General features: G+C 62.9%; 17 protein-coding genes. 11 read left to right on the forward strand and 6 right to left on the reverse strand.

Annotated features, from left to right (window positions below; genetic code table 11):
• Positions 1-35: 35 nt before the first annotated feature.
• The 11 genes from FJ548_RS08650 (at position 36) to FJ548_RS08700 (ending at position 11,556) form a co-directional block, all read left to right on the forward strand.
• Positions 36-488 carry a hypothetical protein gene (locus FJ548_RS08650; protein ID WP_140609675.1) on the forward strand — a complete coding sequence of 151 codons (453 nt, stop codon included), beginning with the start codon at positions 36-38 and terminating at the stop codon, positions 486-488.
• The gene (locus FJ548_RS08655) at positions 485-904 is read left to right on the forward strand and encodes a type II toxin-antitoxin system VapC family toxin (protein ID WP_140609677.1); all 420 of its coding nucleotides are present in this window, start codon (positions 485-487) and stop codon (positions 902-904) included. The genes FJ548_RS08650 and FJ548_RS08655 overlap by 4 nt, the downstream gene beginning before the upstream one ends.
• Before the next feature lie 13 nt (positions 905-917).
• Positions 918-2,303 (forward strand): aldehyde dehydrogenase family protein, encoded by a 1,386-nt coding sequence (locus tag FJ548_RS08660; protein WP_140609679.1) that lies wholly within the window; start codon positions 918-920, stop codon positions 2,301-2,303.
• A gap of 18 nt (positions 2,304-2,321) precedes the next feature.
• Complete coding sequence (locus FJ548_RS08665) at positions 2,322-3,494, forward strand: iron-containing alcohol dehydrogenase (RefSeq protein ID WP_140766512.1); 1,173 nt, start codon at positions 2,322-2,324, stop codon at positions 3,492-3,494.
• 243 nt (positions 3,495-3,737) lie between these two features.
• Entirely contained in the window at positions 3,738-4,844 is a 1,107-nt protein-coding gene (locus FJ548_RS08670; RefSeq protein ID WP_140609683.1) for an ABC transporter substrate-binding protein, read from the forward strand.
• Positions 4,845-5,031: 187 nt separating this feature from the next.
• A complete protein-coding gene (locus FJ548_RS08675; protein WP_226890706.1) occupies positions 5,032-5,826 on the forward strand; it encodes an ABC transporter permease subunit in 795 nt (264 codons plus the stop codon).
• Complete coding sequence (locus tag FJ548_RS08680; RefSeq protein WP_140609687.1) at positions 5,823-6,614, forward strand: ABC transporter permease; 792 nt, start codon at positions 5,823-5,825, stop codon at positions 6,612-6,614. Before FJ548_RS08675 ends, FJ548_RS08680 begins: the two co-directional genes overlap by 4 nt.
• A gap of 30 nt (positions 6,615-6,644) precedes the next feature.
• Positions 6,645-7,709: an ABC transporter ATP-binding protein gene (locus FJ548_RS08685; RefSeq protein ID WP_140766513.1), complete on the forward strand. Its 1,065-nt coding sequence runs from the start codon at positions 6,645-6,647 to the stop codon at positions 7,707-7,709.
• A 342-nt stretch (positions 7,710-8,051) separates the two neighbouring features.
• Positions 8,052-9,605 carry a sodium:proton antiporter gene (locus FJ548_RS08690; protein WP_140609691.1) on the forward strand — a complete coding sequence of 518 codons (1,554 nt, stop codon included), beginning with the start codon at positions 8,052-8,054 and terminating at the stop codon, positions 9,603-9,605.
• A gap of 189 nt (positions 9,606-9,794) precedes the next feature.
• On the forward strand, positions 9,795-10,709 hold the full coding sequence (locus FJ548_RS08695) for an endonuclease/exonuclease/phosphatase family protein (protein ID WP_140766514.1): 915 nt from the start codon (positions 9,795-9,797) through the stop codon (positions 10,707-10,709).
• Position 10,710: 1 nt separating this feature from the next.
• The gene (locus tag FJ548_RS08700; RefSeq protein ID WP_140609695.1) at positions 10,711-11,556 is read left to right on the forward strand and encodes an EamA family transporter; all 846 of its coding nucleotides are present in this window, start codon (positions 10,711-10,713) and stop codon (positions 11,554-11,556) included.
• Between the two features lie 7 nt (positions 11,557-11,563).
• On the opposite strand, the gene FJ548_RS08705 is transcribed toward FJ548_RS08700, so the two are convergent.
• The 6 genes from FJ548_RS08705 to FJ548_RS08730 form a co-directional block, all read right to left on the reverse strand.
• Positions 11,564-12,781 (reverse strand): MFS transporter, encoded by a 1,218-nt coding sequence (locus tag FJ548_RS08705; protein ID WP_181165584.1) that lies wholly within the window; start codon positions 12,779-12,781, stop codon positions 11,564-11,566.
• A gap of 90 nt (positions 12,782-12,871) precedes the next feature.
• Positions 12,872-13,189 (reverse strand): Dabb family protein, encoded by a 318-nt coding sequence (locus FJ548_RS08710; RefSeq protein WP_140777661.1) that lies wholly within the window; start codon positions 13,187-13,189, stop codon positions 12,872-12,874.
• A 22-nt stretch (positions 13,190-13,211) separates the two neighbouring features.
• A complete protein-coding gene (locus FJ548_RS08715) occupies positions 13,212-14,840 on the reverse strand; it encodes a choline dehydrogenase (RefSeq protein WP_140777662.1) in 1,629 nt (542 codons plus the stop codon).
• 12 nt (positions 14,841-14,852) lie between these two features.
• The gene (locus FJ548_RS08720) at positions 14,853-15,614 is read right to left on the reverse strand and encodes a 3-ketoacyl-ACP reductase (protein ID WP_140690512.1); all 762 of its coding nucleotides are present in this window, start codon (positions 15,612-15,614) and stop codon (positions 14,853-14,855) included.
• Between the two features lie 267 nt (positions 15,615-15,881).
• Positions 15,882-17,393 carry a GMC family oxidoreductase gene (locus FJ548_RS08725; RefSeq protein ID WP_140777663.1) on the reverse strand — a complete coding sequence of 504 codons (1,512 nt, stop codon included), beginning with the start codon at positions 17,391-17,393 and terminating at the stop codon, positions 15,882-15,884.
• 4 nt (positions 17,394-17,397) lie between these two features.
• Positions 17,398-18,513, reverse strand: coding sequence for an ABC transporter ATP-binding protein (locus FJ548_RS08730; RefSeq protein WP_140609706.1), 1,116 nt, complete (start codon positions 18,511-18,513; stop codon positions 17,398-17,400).
• Positions 18,514-18,517 lie beyond the last annotated feature (4 nt).

Below are 18,517 nucleotides of genomic sequence, written 5' to 3' on the forward strand. Positions count from 1 at the left end.
GTAAAATTGCAATGTGCTGCATTGAGGAGTTTGCAATGTCGAAATATGCGCCGCTCAAGGACTTTCTCGTTGCCCAAGATGTAGATCGTGTGCCGATGTCGTTTGCTGAAATCGAGAAAGTGCTCAATCTGCCACTGCCCGCATCGAAGCAATACCCTGCATGGTGGAGCAACAATCCGAGCAACAATCCCATGACAAGGGAATGGCTTGAAGCCGGGTTCGAGACCGAATCCGTCAACGTAGGCAGTGGGAAACTGGTCTTTCGCCGCGTTCGCAAAGCGCCCATTTCGACGCCGCCCAGCGGTAGCGCGGCTGCGCCAAAGGAGGCGCGTCCGGACCGCCACCCCGGTTTTGGTTTCATGAAGGGCTTGATAACAATTGAAGCCGGATTTGATGTTACCAAACCTTTCGACGATGAGCCCTGGGACCGGGGCTATCTGGGCGGCGAAGCTCAGGCACGCGATGGCAAACGCGCGGTGCGTAAATGAGTGAAGAGCCGAGCCTGCTTCTGGATACATGCGCGATGATCTTTATCGCGAACGACAGTCAAATTGATCCGCACGCAAGCCGGGAGATTTCGGAGGCGGCCTATGACGGTCGTCTCTATCTCTCCCCGATGTCGGCATGGGAGATCGGAATCGGTGTGGCCAAGGGCCGGCTCAACCTGCCATTGGCGCCACTTGATTTCGTGGAGCGATTCATCGAGCGAATGTCAGCAAAGCTCAGCGTTATTTCACCAGCCATTCTGATTGCGTCTTCCAACTTGCCTGGCCCGCCTCATGGCGATCCCATGGATCGGATACTGATGGCAAGTGCGAGAGCCTTGGACATGGTTCTGGTGACGCGAGACGAGCCCATCCTTCGCTATGGCCGCAATGGCCATCTGCGTACACTAGCCTGCTAACTTGGAGCATCCTTTGGAAACGGTAAGACTCAAATCCCCCATCGATGGCTCGATCTATGCCGAGCGGCCCGTGGCGACGGACCAGGCGATCAATGCCGCGGTCGAGCGCGCCAAGGCGGCGCAGGAGAAGTGGGCCGAGACGCCGATCGTCGAGCGCGGCAAATACATGCTCGCCATGCTCGAAGCGCTGGTCTCGATGACCGACGAGATCGTGCCGGAGATCGCCTGGCAGATGGGGCGGCCTGTCCGCTATGGCGGCGAGTTCGGCGGTGTCAAGGAACGCACCAACCATATGGTCGAGATCGCCGAGGCGGCGCTGAGACCGGTGCCGGCCTCTAATCCCAAGGACGGGTTCCGCCGCTATGTGAAGAAAGGTCCGCTCGGCGTGGTCATGGTGATCGCGCCGTGGAACTACCCTTATCTGACCGCCGTGAACACCATCGTGCCGGCGCTGATGGCCGGCAACGCCGTCATCTTGAAGCACGCGGCGCAGACGCTGCTGGTCGGTGAACGCTTCCAGCAGGCGTTCGACAAGGCCGGCCTGCCAAAGGGTGTGTTCCAGAATATCGTGCTGAACCATGCTCAGACGGAAAAGCTGCTCGGCTCCGGCAAGATCGATCATGTCAACTTCACCGGCTCGGTCGGCGGCGGCCGTGCCATCGAAAGGGCGGCTGCAGGCACCTTCATGACGCTCGGCCTCGAACTCGGCGGCAAGGATCCCGCCTATGTGCTGCCCGACGCCAAGATGGACCATGCGGTGGCCAATCTGGTCGATGGCGCTTTCTACAATTCCGGCCAGTGCTGCTGCGGCATCGAGCGCGTCTATGTGCACGAAAAGGTCTATGACGAATTCGTCGAAGGCTTTATCGCCGAGACCAGGAACTATGTCGTCGGCAATCCTCTGGAGCAGGCGACGACGATGGGACCGATGGCGCAGGCGCGCTTCGCCGACCTGATCCGCGAGCAGAAGGCCGAAGCGCTGCGCAAGGGCGCCAAGGCGCACATCAACATGAAGGTGGCTAACGACAAGGCCGGCTCACCCTATCTGGCCCCGGAGGTGCTGACCGAGGTCGACCATCAGATGAGCGTCATGCGCGAGGAAAGCTTTGGCCCGATCGTCGGCATCATGAAGGTGCGCAACGACGAGGAAGCGATCGCGCTGATGAACGACAGTCCCTATGGGCTGACGGCCTCGATCTGGACCCGCGACATCGAGCACGCGGTGGTGATCGGCAACCGCGTCGAGACCGGCACGGTGTTCATGAACCGCTGCGACTATCTCGATCCGGCGCTGGTCTGGACCGGCGTCAAGGACACCGGCAAGGGCGCGGCACTGTCAGCCATCGGCTACGACAATCTGACCCGGCCGAAATCCTTCCACCTGCGCGAAGCCATCTGATTTTTCGAAAGACAAGCAATGACCAAGCTGATCTCCAAATGGAACTACCCCACCACTGTCCGCTTCGGCGCCGGACGCATCAAGGAACTGCCCGAGGTGCTGGCGGCAACCGGCATCAAGCGGCCCTTGTTCGTCACCGATCCAGGCCTGGCGAAACTGCCGGTCGTCGCCTCGACGCTGAAGATCCTCGACGATGCCATGGTTCCCTATGGCGTCTTCTCGGAGGTGAGGCCGAACCCGGTGGAATCCAATCTGACCGCCGGTATCGAAGTGTTCAAGAAGGGCAAGCATGACGGCGTCATCGCCTTTGGCGGCGGTTCGGCGCTCGACCTCGGCAAGCTGATCGCCTTCCAGGCCGGCCAAACGCGGCCGGTGTGGGATTTCGAGGATGTCGGCGACTGGTGGACGCGCGCCAATTCGGACGCCATCGCTCCGATCATCGCAGTACCGACCACCGCTGGCACCGGCTCGGAAGTCGGCCGTGCCGGTGTCATCACCAATGAGGCGACGCACACCAAGAAGGTCATCTTCCATCCCAAGCTGTTGCCGGCGATCGTGATCGCCGATCCGGAATTGTCGGTCGGCATGCCGGCCTTCATCACCGCCGGCACCGGCATGGACGCGCTCGCCCATTGCCTGGAAGCCTATTGCGCGCCGGGCTACCATCCGATGGCTGACGGCATCGCGGTCGAGGGTGTGCGCCTGGTGTTCGAGAACCTGCCAAAGGCCTTTGCCAACGGCAAGGACCTGGTCGCGCGCGCCCATATGATGAGCGCCGCCGCCATGGGCGCCACGGCCTTCCAGAAGGGGCTGGGCGCCATCCACTCGCTGTCGCATCCGATCGGCGCGCTCTACGACACCCATCATGGCATGACCAACGCCGTGTTCATGCCTTATGTGCTCGCCTTCAATCGCGACTCCATCGAGGAGTGCATTTCCCGCCTCGCCGCCTATTGCGGCATCAAGGGCGGCTTCGACGGCTTCGCCAAGGCGATCATCAGGCTGCGCAAGGACCTGAAGGTGCCGCACGCCCTGCCGGGCCTGATCAAGGGGCTCGACATGGACAAGAAGCGCAAGGCGCTGATCGCCGACATGGCGGTGGTCGATCCAACGGCCGGGGGCAACCCGGTCAAGCTGACCAAAAAGGCGGCGCTGACCTTGCTCGAAAACGCCATCGCGGGCACCGTCTGAAGCACTTTTCGCGCATCGAGTTGATCTGGAAATGGGGCAGGGAAACAAGGGGAGGCGATGCAGGACAGGGCAGAAACTAGTTAGCCGGAAAAAGATACGCCGGCCAATTGCTACACAAGGTTAAAAAGAGTTTACTTTTTCGCACTGCGGGCCGCCGGTTTCACAAAGCTTTCATCTGGCTGTCACATGAAACCGATACCGCATCGCAGGCGTCCAACGGCGTCAGTTCAACGGAGAGAACACATGTTCAAATTCACGGGGAAGGTGCTTTCCCTTTCGGCCGCGACCCTCATGGTGTCGTCGGTGATTTCGTCCGCGGCTTCGCTGGACGATCTCGTCAAGGCTGCAAAGGCTGAAGGCCAGCTCACGACCATCGCCCTGCCGCATGACTGGTGCGGCTATGGCGACGTCATCGCCGGCTTCAAGGCGAAGTATCCGGGAATCACCATCAACGAACTCAATCCCGACGCCGGCTCCGGCGACGAAGTCGAGGCGATCAAGGCCAACAAGGATAACAAGGGCCCGCAGGCTCCCGACGTCATCGACGTTGGCCTGTCCTTCGGTCCGACCGCCAAGGCCGATGGCCTGTTGATGCCTTACAAGGTATCGACCTGGGACTCGATCCCGGACAGCGCCAAGGATGCCGATGGCGCCTGGTACGGCGACTATTACGGCGTTCTGTCGTTCATGGTGAACAAGGACCTGATCAAGGAATCGCCGAAGGACTGGGCCGATCTCCTGAAGCCGGAATTCGCCAACGCGGTGGCCGTCGCTGGTGACCCGCGCGCCTCGAACCAGGCCATCCAGGCGGTGTATGCCGCCGGCCTGTCGTCGGGTGCCGCTGCTGGTCAAGCCGCCGGCACCGCTGGCCTCGACTTCTTCAAGAAGCTCAACGCCGCTGGCAATTTCGTCCCGGTCGTCGGCAAGCCTGCGACGCTGGCACAGGGCCAGACCCCGATCCTGATCAACTGGGATTATAACGCCCTTGCTGGCCGCGACACACTGAAGGGCAACCCGCCCGTCGACGTCGTCGTGCCGAAGAGCGGCGTTGTCGCCGGTGTCTACGTGCAGGCGATCAGCGCTTTCGCTCCGCATCCGAATGCGGCCAAGCTCTGGATGGAATACCTCTATTCCGACGAAGGTCAGGTCGGCTGGCTGAAGGGCTATTGCCACCCGATCCGCTTCAACGATCTCGCCAAGAACGGCAAGATCCCGGCTGACGTGCTGGCCAAGCTGCCTCCGGCTGAAGCCTATGCTTCCGCTGCCTTCCCGACGCTCGACGAGCAGGGCAAGGCCAAGGAAGCCATCAGCAAGAACTGGGACGCCGTTGTCGGCGCCAACGTCAAGTAAGGTTTGAAATTGACCGGGCGGCCGTGAGGCCGCCCGGCTTTTCCTCGAAGACGGTAGCCGGCGCATGACCGATCTTACGCTTTCAAATCAGTCGCTTGCCACCAGGCCCGCGCCGCCGAACGAGGCGACTGCTTTCCGCTTGCCGACGCAATGGATCGGCGTGGCGCCGTTCTTTATCTTCGCCCTGATGTTCCTGATCCTGCCGACGATCTATCTCGTCGTGGGGGCGTTCCAGACCGGCGACGGCCGATTTACGCTGGATAACATCCTGCAGCTGGTCAGTGACCCGTCGATCAGCGCTTCCTACTGGGTTTCGATCAAGATCAGTTTCTGGTCGTCCATCATCGGCGCCTTTGCCGGGCTTGCGATAGCCATCGCCATCGTGCGCGGCGGACTTCCAAGCTGGACGCGCTCCGCGACCCTGACCTTTTCGGGCGTCGCGTCGAATTTCGCCGGTCTGCCGCTGGCCTTCGCCTTCCTGGCGACACTCGGCCGTGTCGGCATCGTCACGACGCTGCTGCGTGATGTCCTCAATATCAACATCTATGCGATGGGCTTCAATTTCCTCACCACGTCGGGGCTGATCGCCGTCTATCTGTTCTTCCAGATTCCCCTGATGGTGGTCATCATCGTGCCGGCCATCGACGGCTTGAAGAAAGAATGGGGCGAGGCGGCGGCCACGCTCGGCGCCACGCAGTCGCAATATTGGCGCATGGTGGTCATACCGGTGATATGGCCGAGTTTCCTCGGCACCGTCATCCTTCTGTTCGCCAATGCCTTCGGCGCCATTGCCACTGCCTATGCGTTTGCCGGCCCGGCACTCAACATCGTTCCCATCAAGCTCTATTCGCAGATCAATGGCGATGTGCTGCACAACCCGCAGCTCGGCTATGCCATCGCCTTCGGCATGATCGTCATCACGGGCTTGGCCAACGTCTTCTACATCTGGTTCCGGACTCGCTCCGAGAGGTGGCTCAAATGAAGTCGGGCAAATTCTGGGCCTGGGTCGTCTTTATCGTCGGCGCTGCCTACTTCTTCATTCCGCTGATGGCGACGGTCGAATTCTCGCTGCGCATGCGGCGCGGCGTCCATTCCTTCGACGCCTATCAGATCGTGTTGGGCGATGCGCGCTTCCAGTCGACCTTCCTGTATTCGGTGATCGCTGCCATCTTCACCATCATCCTCGGAATCCTGATCGTGGTGCCGGCTGCATACTGGATCCGGCTGCGTCTGCCTCAGCTCAGGCCGATCGTCGAGTTCATCACATTGTTGCCGCTGGTCATACCGGCCATCGTCATCGTCTTCGGCTACATCAGGATGTACGGTTCGAATTCGCCGCTGCCGTTCCTGGGAAGCAATATGGGCGCGAACGCCTTGCTGGTGATCGGCTATGCGACGTTGTCGCTGCCTTACATGTATCGCGCAGTCGACACCGGGCTGCGCACAATCGACGTGCGGACATTGACGGAAGCAGCACAGATCCTGGGCGCGGGTTGGTCGACGATCATCGGCCGGGTTATTCTGCCCAATGTGCTGATCGCGGTGTTGTCAGGGGCGTTCCTGACCTTCGCGATCGTTATCGGCGAGTTCACCATGGCGAGCCTGCTCAACCGGCCGGCCTTCGGCCCTTACCTGCAGAACATCGGCGCCAACCGCGCCTATGAGCCGGCAGCCCTTGCCATCATCGCTTTTGCCATCACCTGGGGCTGCATGTCGCTCATCCAGATCCTGTCCCGCTTCGCGCCGAAATCGGCGAACCGCCCGAATTGACCGAAAAGCACTGACCTGAGAGAAAAAGCCATGGCCGAGCCATTCCTGTCCATCCAGCATGTGCGAAAGTCCTACGGTACCAACACCGTGGTCCAGGATTTCAGCCTCGACGTCGAGCCGGGCGAGTTCGTCTCGTTCCTCGGACCGTCCGGTTGTGGCAAGACCACGGTGCTGCGCATGGTTGCCGGCTTCGAGGAGCCGTCGGCCGGTAAGATCGTCGTCGCCGGCAAGGACATCACCCGGCTGAAGCCCAACCAGCGCAATGTCGGCATGGTGTTCCAGGCCTACGCGCTGTTCCCGAACCTCACCGTGGCGCAGAACATCGCTTTCGGCCTGAAGGTTGCCGGCATGCCCAAGGCCGACGCCGACAAGCGCGTGGCCGAGATGCTCGACATGATCAAGCTGCCGCAGATGGCCGACCGTTATCCCTACCAGCTCTCGGGCGGCCAGCAGCAGCGTATCGCGCTGGCGCGTGCGATCGCGCCGAAGCCGAAGCTGCTGCTGCTCGACGAACCGCTGTCGGCGCTGGACGCCAAGGTGCGCGTTTCGCTGCGCGAGGAAATCCGCTCGATCCAGAAGAAGCTCGGCATCACCACCATTTTCGTCACGCACGACCAGGAAGAAGCGCTGTCGATCTCCGACCGCATCGCGGTCATGTATGGCGGCAAGGCCGAGCAGGTTGCCACGCCGTTCGAGATCTACAACCGGCCGGCGACCAAGTTCGTCGCCAACTTCGTCGGCACGCTCAACGTTCTCGAGGGCAAGGTTACCGATGCAGCGTCAGGCAAGGTGCAGGTCAACACGCAGGAAGTCGAGTTGAAGGGCAAGCTCAACGGCTCGAAGTCCGGCGATACGCTGGCGCTGGCGCTGCGGCCAGAGGCAATTTCGCTCGGCCGTCAGCCCGGCCGCGATTCCAGCCTGTCCGGCGAGATTTCCGAAGTGCATTTCCTCGGTTCGGTAATCCGGGTCCGCGTCGGTATCGGCGGCAACACGGTGTCGCTCGACACGTTCAACAACTCGGCGACGCCGCCGCCCGCCGTTGGCGAGAAGGCTGAGATTTCGTTCTCGTCGGGCGATATGCTGGTGTTGCATTAGCTCGATGGTATGAGCCTAAGCGAACGGGGTTAGCCCCAGATTTCGGCGGCAGCGTCGTCGGATTTGCGATGCTGTTCAATCCAGCCGGGATTACGGCGGCAACGATGCCAACACATGGTTGGACGCATTCATTATTCCCGCCCCTCTCAGGCGTCGGCAAGCGGCATCCGGCAAGCGGCGTCAAGCCGATGCGATGAACCGGCTGGGATAATCTCCTGGACAGCGGGCAAGGCTCCATCCGCGGCGATTTCAGGCGCATTGCTGGAGGGCTTGAGTTTGATGGCCAATCCACCGCATGCTGCATGCATATCTGCGCCAGCAATCCCACGGATGTAACAGCCCATGGCTCTTTTCGAACTGACGCTAGTCCTGCTTTTGACGGCCGTTGCATTGACGGCGCTGTCGCGACGGCTGGAGATCCCCTATCCGTCCCTGCTGGCCCTAGCTGGGGTTGCTATTGCCTTCGTGCCTGGCACACCGACCATCGAAATCGATCCGGAACTGGCGCTTGCGCTGTTCATCGCGCCGGTGCTTCTGGATTCCGCCTATGACACCTCGCTGCGCGACCTGAAGCGCTACAGGCTGTCGTTGGTGATGCTGGCGCTCGGCGCTGTCGTCTTCACCACCGCCGTCGTCGCCTTCGTCGGCTGGAAGATGGCCGGTCTGCCGATCGCGGCGGCGATCGCGCTCGGCGCCATCGTTGCTCCGCCGGATGCGGTGGCGGCAAGCGCGGTTCTCGGACAATTCAAGGTGCCGCACCGCATCACCGCCATTCTCCAGGGCGAGAGCCTGCTCAACGACGCCACCGCGCTGCTGATCTACCGGCTGGCGGTTTCGGCGGCGCTCGGCTCGATCACGCTGAGCAACGCCGTTCCAACGATCCTGCTGTCGACCATCGGCAGCCTCGTGGCGGGTTATCTGCTTGGCCGCTTCTCGCTGTTGACGCTGTCCCGGATCGAGGATGCGGCAAGCAGCACCGTGGTGCAGTTCGCCGGGACGTTCGGGGTGTGGATCCTGGCGGACAGGCTCGGGCTGTCCGCCATCATCACCATTGTCGTCTACGCCATCACCATCGCGCGCAGGGCGCCGCGCCATATGTCGGCGAGACGCCGCGTCAGCACGTATTCGGTCTGGGAGTCGGCGGTGTTCGTGCTCAACGTGCTGGCTTTCGTGCTGATGGGCCTGCAGGCACGATCGATCGTCGGCCGTCTCTCCGGCGATGGGCAAGGCGAAGCTTTTCTCTTTGCAGCGACGGTGCTGGCCGTTGTCATCGTGGCACGCCTTTTCTGGGTGGCGAGTTACGTTGCGATCATCCGATGGTTTGCCCGCTTCGGCGGCGAAGAGCGGAGGAGCGATGCGCCGACGTTTCGCGGCTCCGTGCTCGTCGGTTGGTGCGGCATGCGGGGGCTGGTGACGCTGGTGGTGGCCATTGCGCTGCCGGCCGGCTTTCCCGGTCGCGATCCGATCGTGCTTGCCGCCTTCGCGGTGGTCCTGGGCACGCTGGTATTGCAAGGGATGAGCCTGAAGCCGCTGCTGCGTATACTCGACTTCGAACGGGACACGACGATAGACCGCGAAGTGGCCCAGGCTCGCGTCGCCGTCATGCAGGCCGCGCTAGATGTGTTGAGCCGCAAGACATCGGTCGCGGCGGCCGTGGTGCGCGAGCAGTATGAGGCCCAACGCGTGATCGCGCAAAACCCTGATGACGCACAGGCGGCAACCGAATACGACCGGCTGCGCCTCTACGCCATCGACCGCCAACGCGACACGCTGGAGGAATTGCGCAGCAACGGCACGATCGGCGACGAAGCCTATCATCGCCTGGAAGAAGAGATCGACTGGTCGGAACTGGCGGCGTCTCCGGCTGGCCGTTTCCAGCCGTTGACGACGGATTAGGACGGTTCATCGCCAGAGGTGTCACACGCCGTTTCCGGCGTGTGGAGGATATCGGAACGGTCCGGAATCGGTGCATGATCGCACAACGGGCGGGGAGGCTTCTGGCACAAGCCGCATCCCATTCTCCTGCACATTGCAACCAATCCGCCGAACCGCTACTGCCACGATGGAAATTAAGCCGGATAAGCAATGAAACTGGTCAGCTACAACATCCAGTACGGATTCGGCAGCGACGAGCGCTACGATCTTTCGCGCGCGGCACGCATCGTCGACGGCGCCGACATCATTGCCCTGCAGGAGGTGGAGCGGCACTGGCAACGCAGCAATTTCGACGACCAGCCGGAACTGCTTTCACGCCTGCTGCCAGACTATTACTGGGTCTACGGGCCGGCCTTCGACATGGATGCCAGCGAGCGGCGCGACGGGCGCCTGGTCAACCGGCGGCGGCAGTTCGGCACCATGGTGCTGTCGAAGCTGCCGATCGTGTGGTCGCGGCTGCATGCGCTGCCGATGCGCCGCACGCTGCGGCCGCTCAACACCCGCAATGCCGCGCTGGAATGCATGATCCGTACGCCGGCCGGCCCGGTGCGCGTGCTGTCGTTGCATCTCGCGCACATCGCGGCTGAAGAACGGCTGGAGCAGATCGACCACCTGCTCGCCGAACATCGCCGGGCGCCCACCGACGGCGGGCCGTGGAGCGGCGTCGATGACGAGCCTTCGCGCAACTGGACCAGCGGCGAAGCCGAGCCGGAAAATCCGCCGGCGGCGATCTGGATGGGCGATTTCAACATGGAGCCGGGCAGCGCCGAATATCGCCGCATCGTCGGCAGCACGCCCTACCATCGGGGTGCCGCCTATCTCGATGGTTTCGTCGATGCCGCCGCCGTGGCGATCGAAGCGGCGGCTGATTTCCACACGCATGAGAAGATCATCGACGGCAGGCTGGCAAAGCGCCGGCTCGACCATTGTTTCATCGGCGGCATGTTCGCCGAGCGGGTGCGTTCGGTCGAATCCGATATAGGCGAGGTGGCATCCGATCATTTCCCCGTCCGCGTCGACATCGATCTCGAAACGCCGCTTGGCTTGGGAGGTCGACAAGCCTGAAATGACGTTTTTCGTCTTCTTCGCGGTGCTTGCCGCGGCTGCCATGCACGCCATCTGGAATGCGCTGGTCAAGGTCCATCTCGATCGCTTTCTGTCGATCACGCTGATGACGCTCGGCATGGGTGCGGCCGCGCTCGTGGTGTTGCCCTTCGTCGAGGTGCCAAAGGCGGACGTCTGGCCCTACATCATCGCGTCGGTGATCTTCCACATGGGCTACCGCACCTTCCTGATCGGCGCCTACCAGGCCGGCGATTTCGCCCAGACCTACCCGCTGGCGCGCGGCACGGCACCTTTGCTGGCCGCGATCGGCGGCATGTTCGTCGTTGCCGAAGTGCCGGCACCGCTCGCCATTGTCGGCATCCTGCTCTTGTCGGCCGGTACGCTTGTGATGTCGTTTCGCGGCGGCGCGCATCTGGAAAAGCTCAACCTGCGCGCGGTCGGTTTTGCATTCGGCACTTCGCTGTTCATCGCCAGCTACACGCTGTCCGACGGCAGCGGCGCACGGCTGGCGGCAACCGCGCAAAGCTACGCCGCCTGGCTGTTCATCTGCGATGCGCTGGGAGCCCTGGTGCTGTGCCTCGTCTTCCGCGGGCCCAAGGCGCTTCCCGTTCTGGCGCGCGACTGGAAGACCGGGCTGTTCACCGGCGTGCTCAGCGGTGTGGCCTACTGGATCGTGATGTGGGCCATGACCAAGGCGCCGATCGCCTCGGTCGCGTCGCTGCGCGAGACCTCGATCCTGTTCGCCATGCTGATCTCGGTCTACGCGCTCGGCGAGAAGATGACGGGCTGGCGCGGGGCGGCCGCGCTCAGCATTGTTGCCGGGGTCATCGCACTCCGGCTGGGTTAAGCCTCACTCAACCTAGCACGGTCATCACCTGGCCGCGCCGTTCCGGACTGAAGCGGATGACGACGATGATGCAGACGGCGACCACGCCGGCAAAAAGCGCCAGCGCGTAGCCATAGCTGCTCCCCGGTGCCTCCGCGATTCCCGCCTGATACGGACCGCCATAGGACGCCGCGAGATTGCCGGCCTGATAGATGAAGCCGGGCAAGGTGGCGCGTACGGCGCCCGGCGAAAGTTCATTGAGGTGCACCGGGATGACGCCCCAGGCGCCCTGGACTGCGATCTGCATGACGAAGGCGCCCATGGCGAGCATGAACGGCGTGGAGCTATAGGCCCATAGTGGAATCGCCGGCAGGGCGATCAGGCAGGCCAGGGTGATGGCGTTGACGCGGCCGATCCTCTCGGACAGCGCGCCAAAAGCCAGGCCGCCAACGATGGCGCCGATATTGGCGACGATGGTGATCCAGCTCACCGTGTGCGGATCGAAGCCATGCTGCTTCTTCAGAAAGGTCGGGTAGAGATCCTGTGTGCCATGGCTGAAGAAGTTGAAGAACATCATCAGCACGACGGCATAGAGCGCGACGCCCCAATGCTTCTGCAGCGTTTCCAGCATGCCGGGCCTTACGGTCTTCTGCGCCTCGACGAAGGCCGGCGATTCCGGCACATGCGAGCGGATGAACAGGACAATCAGCGCCGGGGCAAAGGAGAGCAGGAACATGGCACGCCAGCCGATCGTGTAGCCACCGATCGTCTGCTGATAGAGCAGGCCATAGACTACCGCCGCCAGAAGGTAGCCTGCCGGATAGCCGCATTGCAGGATGCCCGAGACCATGCCGCGCGCGCTGGGTGGGATGGACTCCATGGCAAGCGAACTGCCGAGCCCCCATTCGCCGCCCATGGCGATGCCGAACAGAGCGCGCAGGGCCAGGAAGATGCCGAGATTGGGCGAGAAGGCGGCCAGCGCGCCGATCACCGAGTAGCTGACGATGTTGAGCATGAGGATGGGCTTGCGCCCGTATTTGTCGGCGAGCATGCCGAAGAAGAACGCGCCGATGAAGCGCGTCGCTAAAGTCAGGAACAGTGCCTTTGAGACCGCCGGGACGTCTGTGTGGAATTCACTTGCAATATCGGTGAGCAGGAATGTCAAAAGGAAGAAATCAAAAGCATCCAACGTCCAGCCCAGGAATGAAGCCAGGACGGTTTTCTTCTGCTCGGCATTGAGATTCAAGGCGTCCTCCTTTGGTTCCCCCAAAGGAACGATATGTCGCCTAGTAAGAAAAAGAGAACAGCGATCGGCCGGCTTTCGAAGAGCCGGCGGTCACTTTTTCGTAAGATCGAGGTCGAAGACCATCAATCCGTCGGTGCTGCCCTCAAGGGCAGCCACCAGCCGGGCGCCGGCGCGCTGATGCGCTTCATGCACCAGATAGGCGTCACGCGCGGCGGCATCTCGGAAATCGATGGTGAAGCCATGGGTGAAGCCGCGCGCGAAAGGCTCCGGGCTGACATTGGCGCTGAAGTGCACCGTGTCCATGCCGTCGATCACCTGCCGCAGCGCCTCCAAGCCGGCATGGATTGCCTTGCGTTCGCCGTCGGGGACATCGTCGCGAAACCTGGCGAAGACACAGTGCCTGATCATCGGACAGCCCCCTTCTGAGCCGCTATGCGGCGCGATTGCCGGAAAACACGGCCGGCGGCAGCGGCTCGCGGCCAAGGACCAGATCGGCGCCCTTTTCGCCGACCATGATGGTCGGCGCATTGGTGTTGGAGGAGGGCACACGCGGCATCACCGAAGCGTCGCAGACACGCAGGCCTTCGATGCCGCGCAGACGCAGGTCCGGCGTCACCACGGCCATCTCGTCATGGCCCATGCGGCAGGTGCCGACCGGGTGATGGTCGGTCTTGGAGCTGCGGCAGGCATAGTCGATCAGCTCGTCATCGCTGGCGAGCGACGGACCGGGCAGCACTTCGCGCAGCACGTAAGGGGCAAGGGCCTTCTGCCGCATGATCTCGCGCGCCAGCCGCAGCCCCTTGAGCGACATGGCGCGGTCGTAGGGATCGGACCAGTAGTTCGGGTCGATCAGCGGATGGTCGGCCGGGTCGCCGCTCTTCAGCCGCACAGTGCCGCGCGAGCGCGGCCGCAGGAAGGCCGAGTTCAAGGTGACGCCGGGGTTATTCAGTTTTTCGACGCCGGCCTCGATGCCGGATCCCAAGCCCAGATGGAACTGGATGTCGGGCGAGGCGGCGGTCGGGTCGGCGTACCAGAAGCCGCCGGTCTCGAACAGGCTTGAGGCCACCGGCCCCTTTTTCAAGAGCAGATATTGAAGGCCGGCCCATGCCGTGCGGTGCAGCTTGGCGTAGTTGTCGTAGGTGTGGTCGCCGGTGCATTCGGCGATGACGAACAGGTCGAGATGGTCCTGCATGTTGGAGCCGACGCCGGGCAGGTCATGCACCGGCGTGACGCCGACCGATTTGAGGTGGTCGGCCGGTCCGATGCCGGATTGCATCAGGAGCTTTGGCGAGCCGATGGCGCCGGACGAGACGATGACCTCGCGGTCGGCGCGCAGGATTGTCTTCTGGCCACCCGGTCTGTCGACGATCTCGACGCCGACGGCGCGATGTTTCTCGACGACGATGCGGGTGACGAGCACATCGGTCTTTACGGTCAGATTCTTGCGGTTGCGGATTGGCTTGAGATAGGCGACGGAGGCCGAGGAGCGCCGGGCGTCCTTCTGGGTCAGCTGGTAGTAACCGACGCCTTCTTGGGCAGCGCCGTTGAAGTCCGGGTTGAAGGGAATGCCCATCTGCTGGCCGGCGCGGAAATAGGCCTCGCAGATCGGCAGCGGCGAAATCGGGTTCGACACGCCGAGCGGGCCTTGGTCGCCGTGGAAATCGTTGGCGTAGCGCTGGTTGTTCTCGGCGCGCTTGAAATAGGGCAGCACGTCTCGATAGGCCCAGCCGGCAAGGCCTTCTTCCTTCTCCCAGGCGTCGTAGTCGCGGGCGTTGCCGCGCGTGTAGATCTGGGCATTGATGGAGGAGCCGCCGCCGACCACCTTGGCCTGCGTGTACCAGAACACACGGTCGTTCATGTGCCTCTGCGGCACGGTCGACCAGCCCCAGGAGGCGATGCCCTTGGTCATCTTGGCAAAGCCAGCCGGCATATGGATATAGGGATGCCAGTCCTTGCCGCCGGCCTCGAGCAGCAGCACCGAATTGGAGGGATCCTCGCTCAACCGGTTGGCCAGAACGCAGCCGGCCGGGCCGGCGCCCACGATGATGTAGTCGGTCATGACACTATCCACTTACAGCCGCGGAACGGAGAGCGCGCCGTCGACATTGATGATCGAGCCGGTCGAAAAGCCGAGCTTGCCGGCGGCTAACGTCGCCACCACGGCGCCGATGTCGGAGGCCTCGCCCCAACGCCTTGACGGCACCAGCCCGCCGTCGATCAAGGCGTCGTATTTGGCGGTCACGCCTGCCGTCATATCGGTGCGGATGATGCCCGGCCGGACCTCGAACACGCCGATATTTTCCGGGGCAAGCCTGAGCGCCAGGTTTTTCACCCACATGGAAAGGCCGGCCTTCGAGATGCAGTAGTCGGCGCGCTCCGGCGAGGCCATGTCGGCGCTGACCGAGGTGATGGTGGTGATCGATTTTGGGAGGTCGCCCGGTGTGGCCAGCATCGCCTTGGCCACGGCCTGGCTCAGGAACACGGTGCCGCGCAGATTGATGCCCAGTGCGCGGTCGAAATTCTCCGGCTTCAGCTCGAGAAGATCGCCGCGCACGACGGCACCGATGCCGGCATTGTTGACCAGGCAATCGATGCGGCCGAAGGCGCGCATTGCGGCATTGACCAACGCCGTATGGGCGGAAAGGTTGGCTATGTCACAGTTGACATAGGCGAATTTCGCCCCGCGTGCGGTGATATTTTCCGAAAGTCCGTCAGCCGGGCTGTCGGCCAGGTCCGCAACGAGAATGTCGAAGCCTGCGTCCGCAAGCGCCTCGGCGCACGCGAGGCCAATGCCACGCGCACCGCCGGTGACTATGGCGGCCGGGCGGGTCATGTGAGCCTTATCCCAAGAAGGTTGGTGCCGCCCCTCATCGCCCTGCCGGACGTTCGTCTTTCGAAAAGCCAAGCAATTGGCTTTTTCGTCCGCTGCGCGGACCACTCCTCACCTCCCCGTATAGACACGGGGAGAAGGAGGCCGTCGCCGCCGCTTTCGCCAATGGCAATCGCTGCAGAAAGAGCGCCGGGGTTGCGGCCAAGTCCCTTCTCCCCGTTCCTCACGGGGAGAAGGTGCCGGCAGGCGGATGAGGGCGGCGCAAACCTGTCATTGCTCGCTCGTGCGAATATGCTCCGCCACCCGCAGCGCCTGCGCCGCGATCGACAGCGCCGGGTTCACCGCCGCCGAGTTCGGCAAGAAACTGCCATCGACGACGAACAGGTTGCGATGGTCGAACGACCGGCAGAACGGATCGAGCGGCGAGGTCGCCGGGTTGTCACCCATCTTCACCGTGCCGCACTGATGCGAGGGGGTGCGCTTGTCGAAGGGGCGCGACAGCACGATCGGATAACCGCAGGCGCGGAAGTTTTCGCGCATCACTTTGGTCAGGCCGTCGAGAGACTGCATGTTGGAACGCCGCCACTGCATGACGATATCCTTGCCGTCGACCGTGATGCGGCTTTCGGGATCGGGCAGGTCCTCGCATATCAGGTACCAGTCGACGGCGTGGCCGGCCATGAAATCGAGCGCAAATTTCGGCGCGAGCTTGACATTGGCTCTCAGCATGTTGCCGTCGATCTTGCCGAGCAGTTGCACATTGCCGAGCGGTTTGCCGCCCTTGCCGTCGGACAGGTAGTAGTCGTTGAGCATCAACGTCTTCTGGTAGACGGCATCGTTGCGGCGGCGCGGGTCGATCGCCAGCATGGCGCTGGAATTGTGGTTCATGAAATTGCGGCCGACCTGGTCCGAACTGTTGGCGAGGCCCTTCCCGCTCCCTTTGCCGTTATTGGGCGAGGGTGAGCGCAGCAGGATGACCGCGGAGTTGACCGCGCCGGCGGAGAGGATGACCAGCTTCGGCGTGACCTTCCTTGCCTCGCCATTCTGCTGGTAGTGAACGGCCGATATGGTTTTGCCGTCAGGGGCTGTTTCGAGATATTCGACGTAGGCACCGGTCTCAAGCCGAATGTTGCTGTCCTCGAGTGCGGCCGCCAGTGGTGCCGTCTGGGCGTCCATCTTGCCCTGGCCGGTGTTCGGGAAAGCGTCCCAGCCGGTCCTGCCCTCCTTCAGCCATGTCTCGATATCGACGCCGAGCGGCAGCGACGCCGGGTGCAGGCCGAGGCTCTTGAGTTCGGCGCGGGCGCGCGCGATCGGCGCCTCGTCGGGCACCGGCCTGAAGGCATAGGGGATCGAGTGGAAGGGTTCGGTCGGGTCCTCGCCGAGCGTGCCGCGCACGCGAAACAGCTGCTCGGCCTTGGAATACCAGGGCTCGAATTCGTCATAGGAGAACGGCCATGCCGGCGAGACGCCGCCGAAGTGCTCCATGGCGGAAAAGTCTTCCTTGCGGTAGCGGATCAGCACCGCGCCGAAGAATTTCGAATTGCCGCCGACATAGTAGTAGTTGCCGGGGTTGAAAGCGGCGCCGCCGGCCTCGCGCCACATCTCCTTTGGCCGGTAATGGCCGTCGAGGAAGATGGCGCGCGTGTCGCGTGCATGCGGCGTTGCCGGCAGCGGCTCGCCGCGCTCCAGAATCAGGATCGAGGCGCCGCTGCCGGCCAGGCCGGAGGCGATCGTGGCGCCGCCGATGCCGGAGCCGATGATGACGATGTCCGGATTTGTCATGGTGTCAGCGGATGCGGTTCTCGGTCGCCGGATCGAAGAACACTGCCTTGGTAAGGTTGAAGGCGAGCGGCGTGCTGGTGCCCGGCTGGATGTTGGCGTCGGCCCGCAGCCGCGCCACGACGCCCTTGCCGCCGAGGTTGGTGACGGCGAAGGTATCGGAGCCGGCCGGCTCCACCACCTCGATATGGCAATCGGCGGTGGCAATCTGTGAAGCGTTGCGCTCGGCACCTTCCGGATCGGTGAGCGCCTCGGGGCGGACACCAAAGATGACAGGCTTGCCCTTGAAGGCCGCCAGCCCGACCGGCGCATTGGCCATCGGCAGAGCAATCGGCTGCCGCGCTTCGCGGTCGAGCATGACAGCCAGCCCGCTGCCATTGTCGCCAATGGTCGCCGGGATCAGGTTCATCGCCGGCGAGCCCATGAAGTCGGCGACGAAGACGTTGGCGGGGTTGTTATAGATTTCGGCCGGCGTGCCGAATTGCTGCACCTCGCCGTCGCGCATCACGGCAATCTTGGTCGCCAGTGTCATCGCCTCGATCTGGTCATGGGTGACGTAGACGATGGTGGTGCCGGTGGTGGCGTGAAGGCGCTTGATCTCGATGCGCATGTCGACGCGCAGCTTGGCGTCGAGGTTGGACAGCGGCTCGTCGAACAGGAACAGTTTGGGGTCGCGCACCAGCGCCCGGCCCATGGCAACGCGCTGGCGCTGGCCGCCCGAAAGTTGGCTTGGCTTGCGCTTCAGGAGATGACCGATCTGCAGCACCTTGGCCACCTTGTCGATCGCCTTCTGGCGTTCGTCCGCCGGCACGCCGCGCATTTCCATGCCGAAGGAGATGTTCCCGGCCACCGTCATATTCGGATACAACGCATAGCTCTGGAATACCATGGCGATATCGCGCTTGGAGGGATGCAGATCGTTGATTGCCCGACCGTCGACGCGGATCTCGCCCGAGGTGATCGTCTCCAGTCCGGCAATGGTGTTGAGCAACGTGGACTTGCCGCAGCCGGACGGGCCGACCAGCACCAGGAAGCCGCCTTTTTCCAGTTCCAGATTGATCCCTTTCAGGATCTCGACCTGGCCGAAACGCTTCCTCAGACCATCAATTTCAAGAAAAGCCATTGGA

The organism is Mesorhizobium sp. B2-4-17 (assembly GCF_006441275.1).
In the GTDB taxonomy this organism is placed as follows: Bacteria; Pseudomonadota; Alphaproteobacteria; order Rhizobiales; family Rhizobiaceae; genus Mesorhizobium.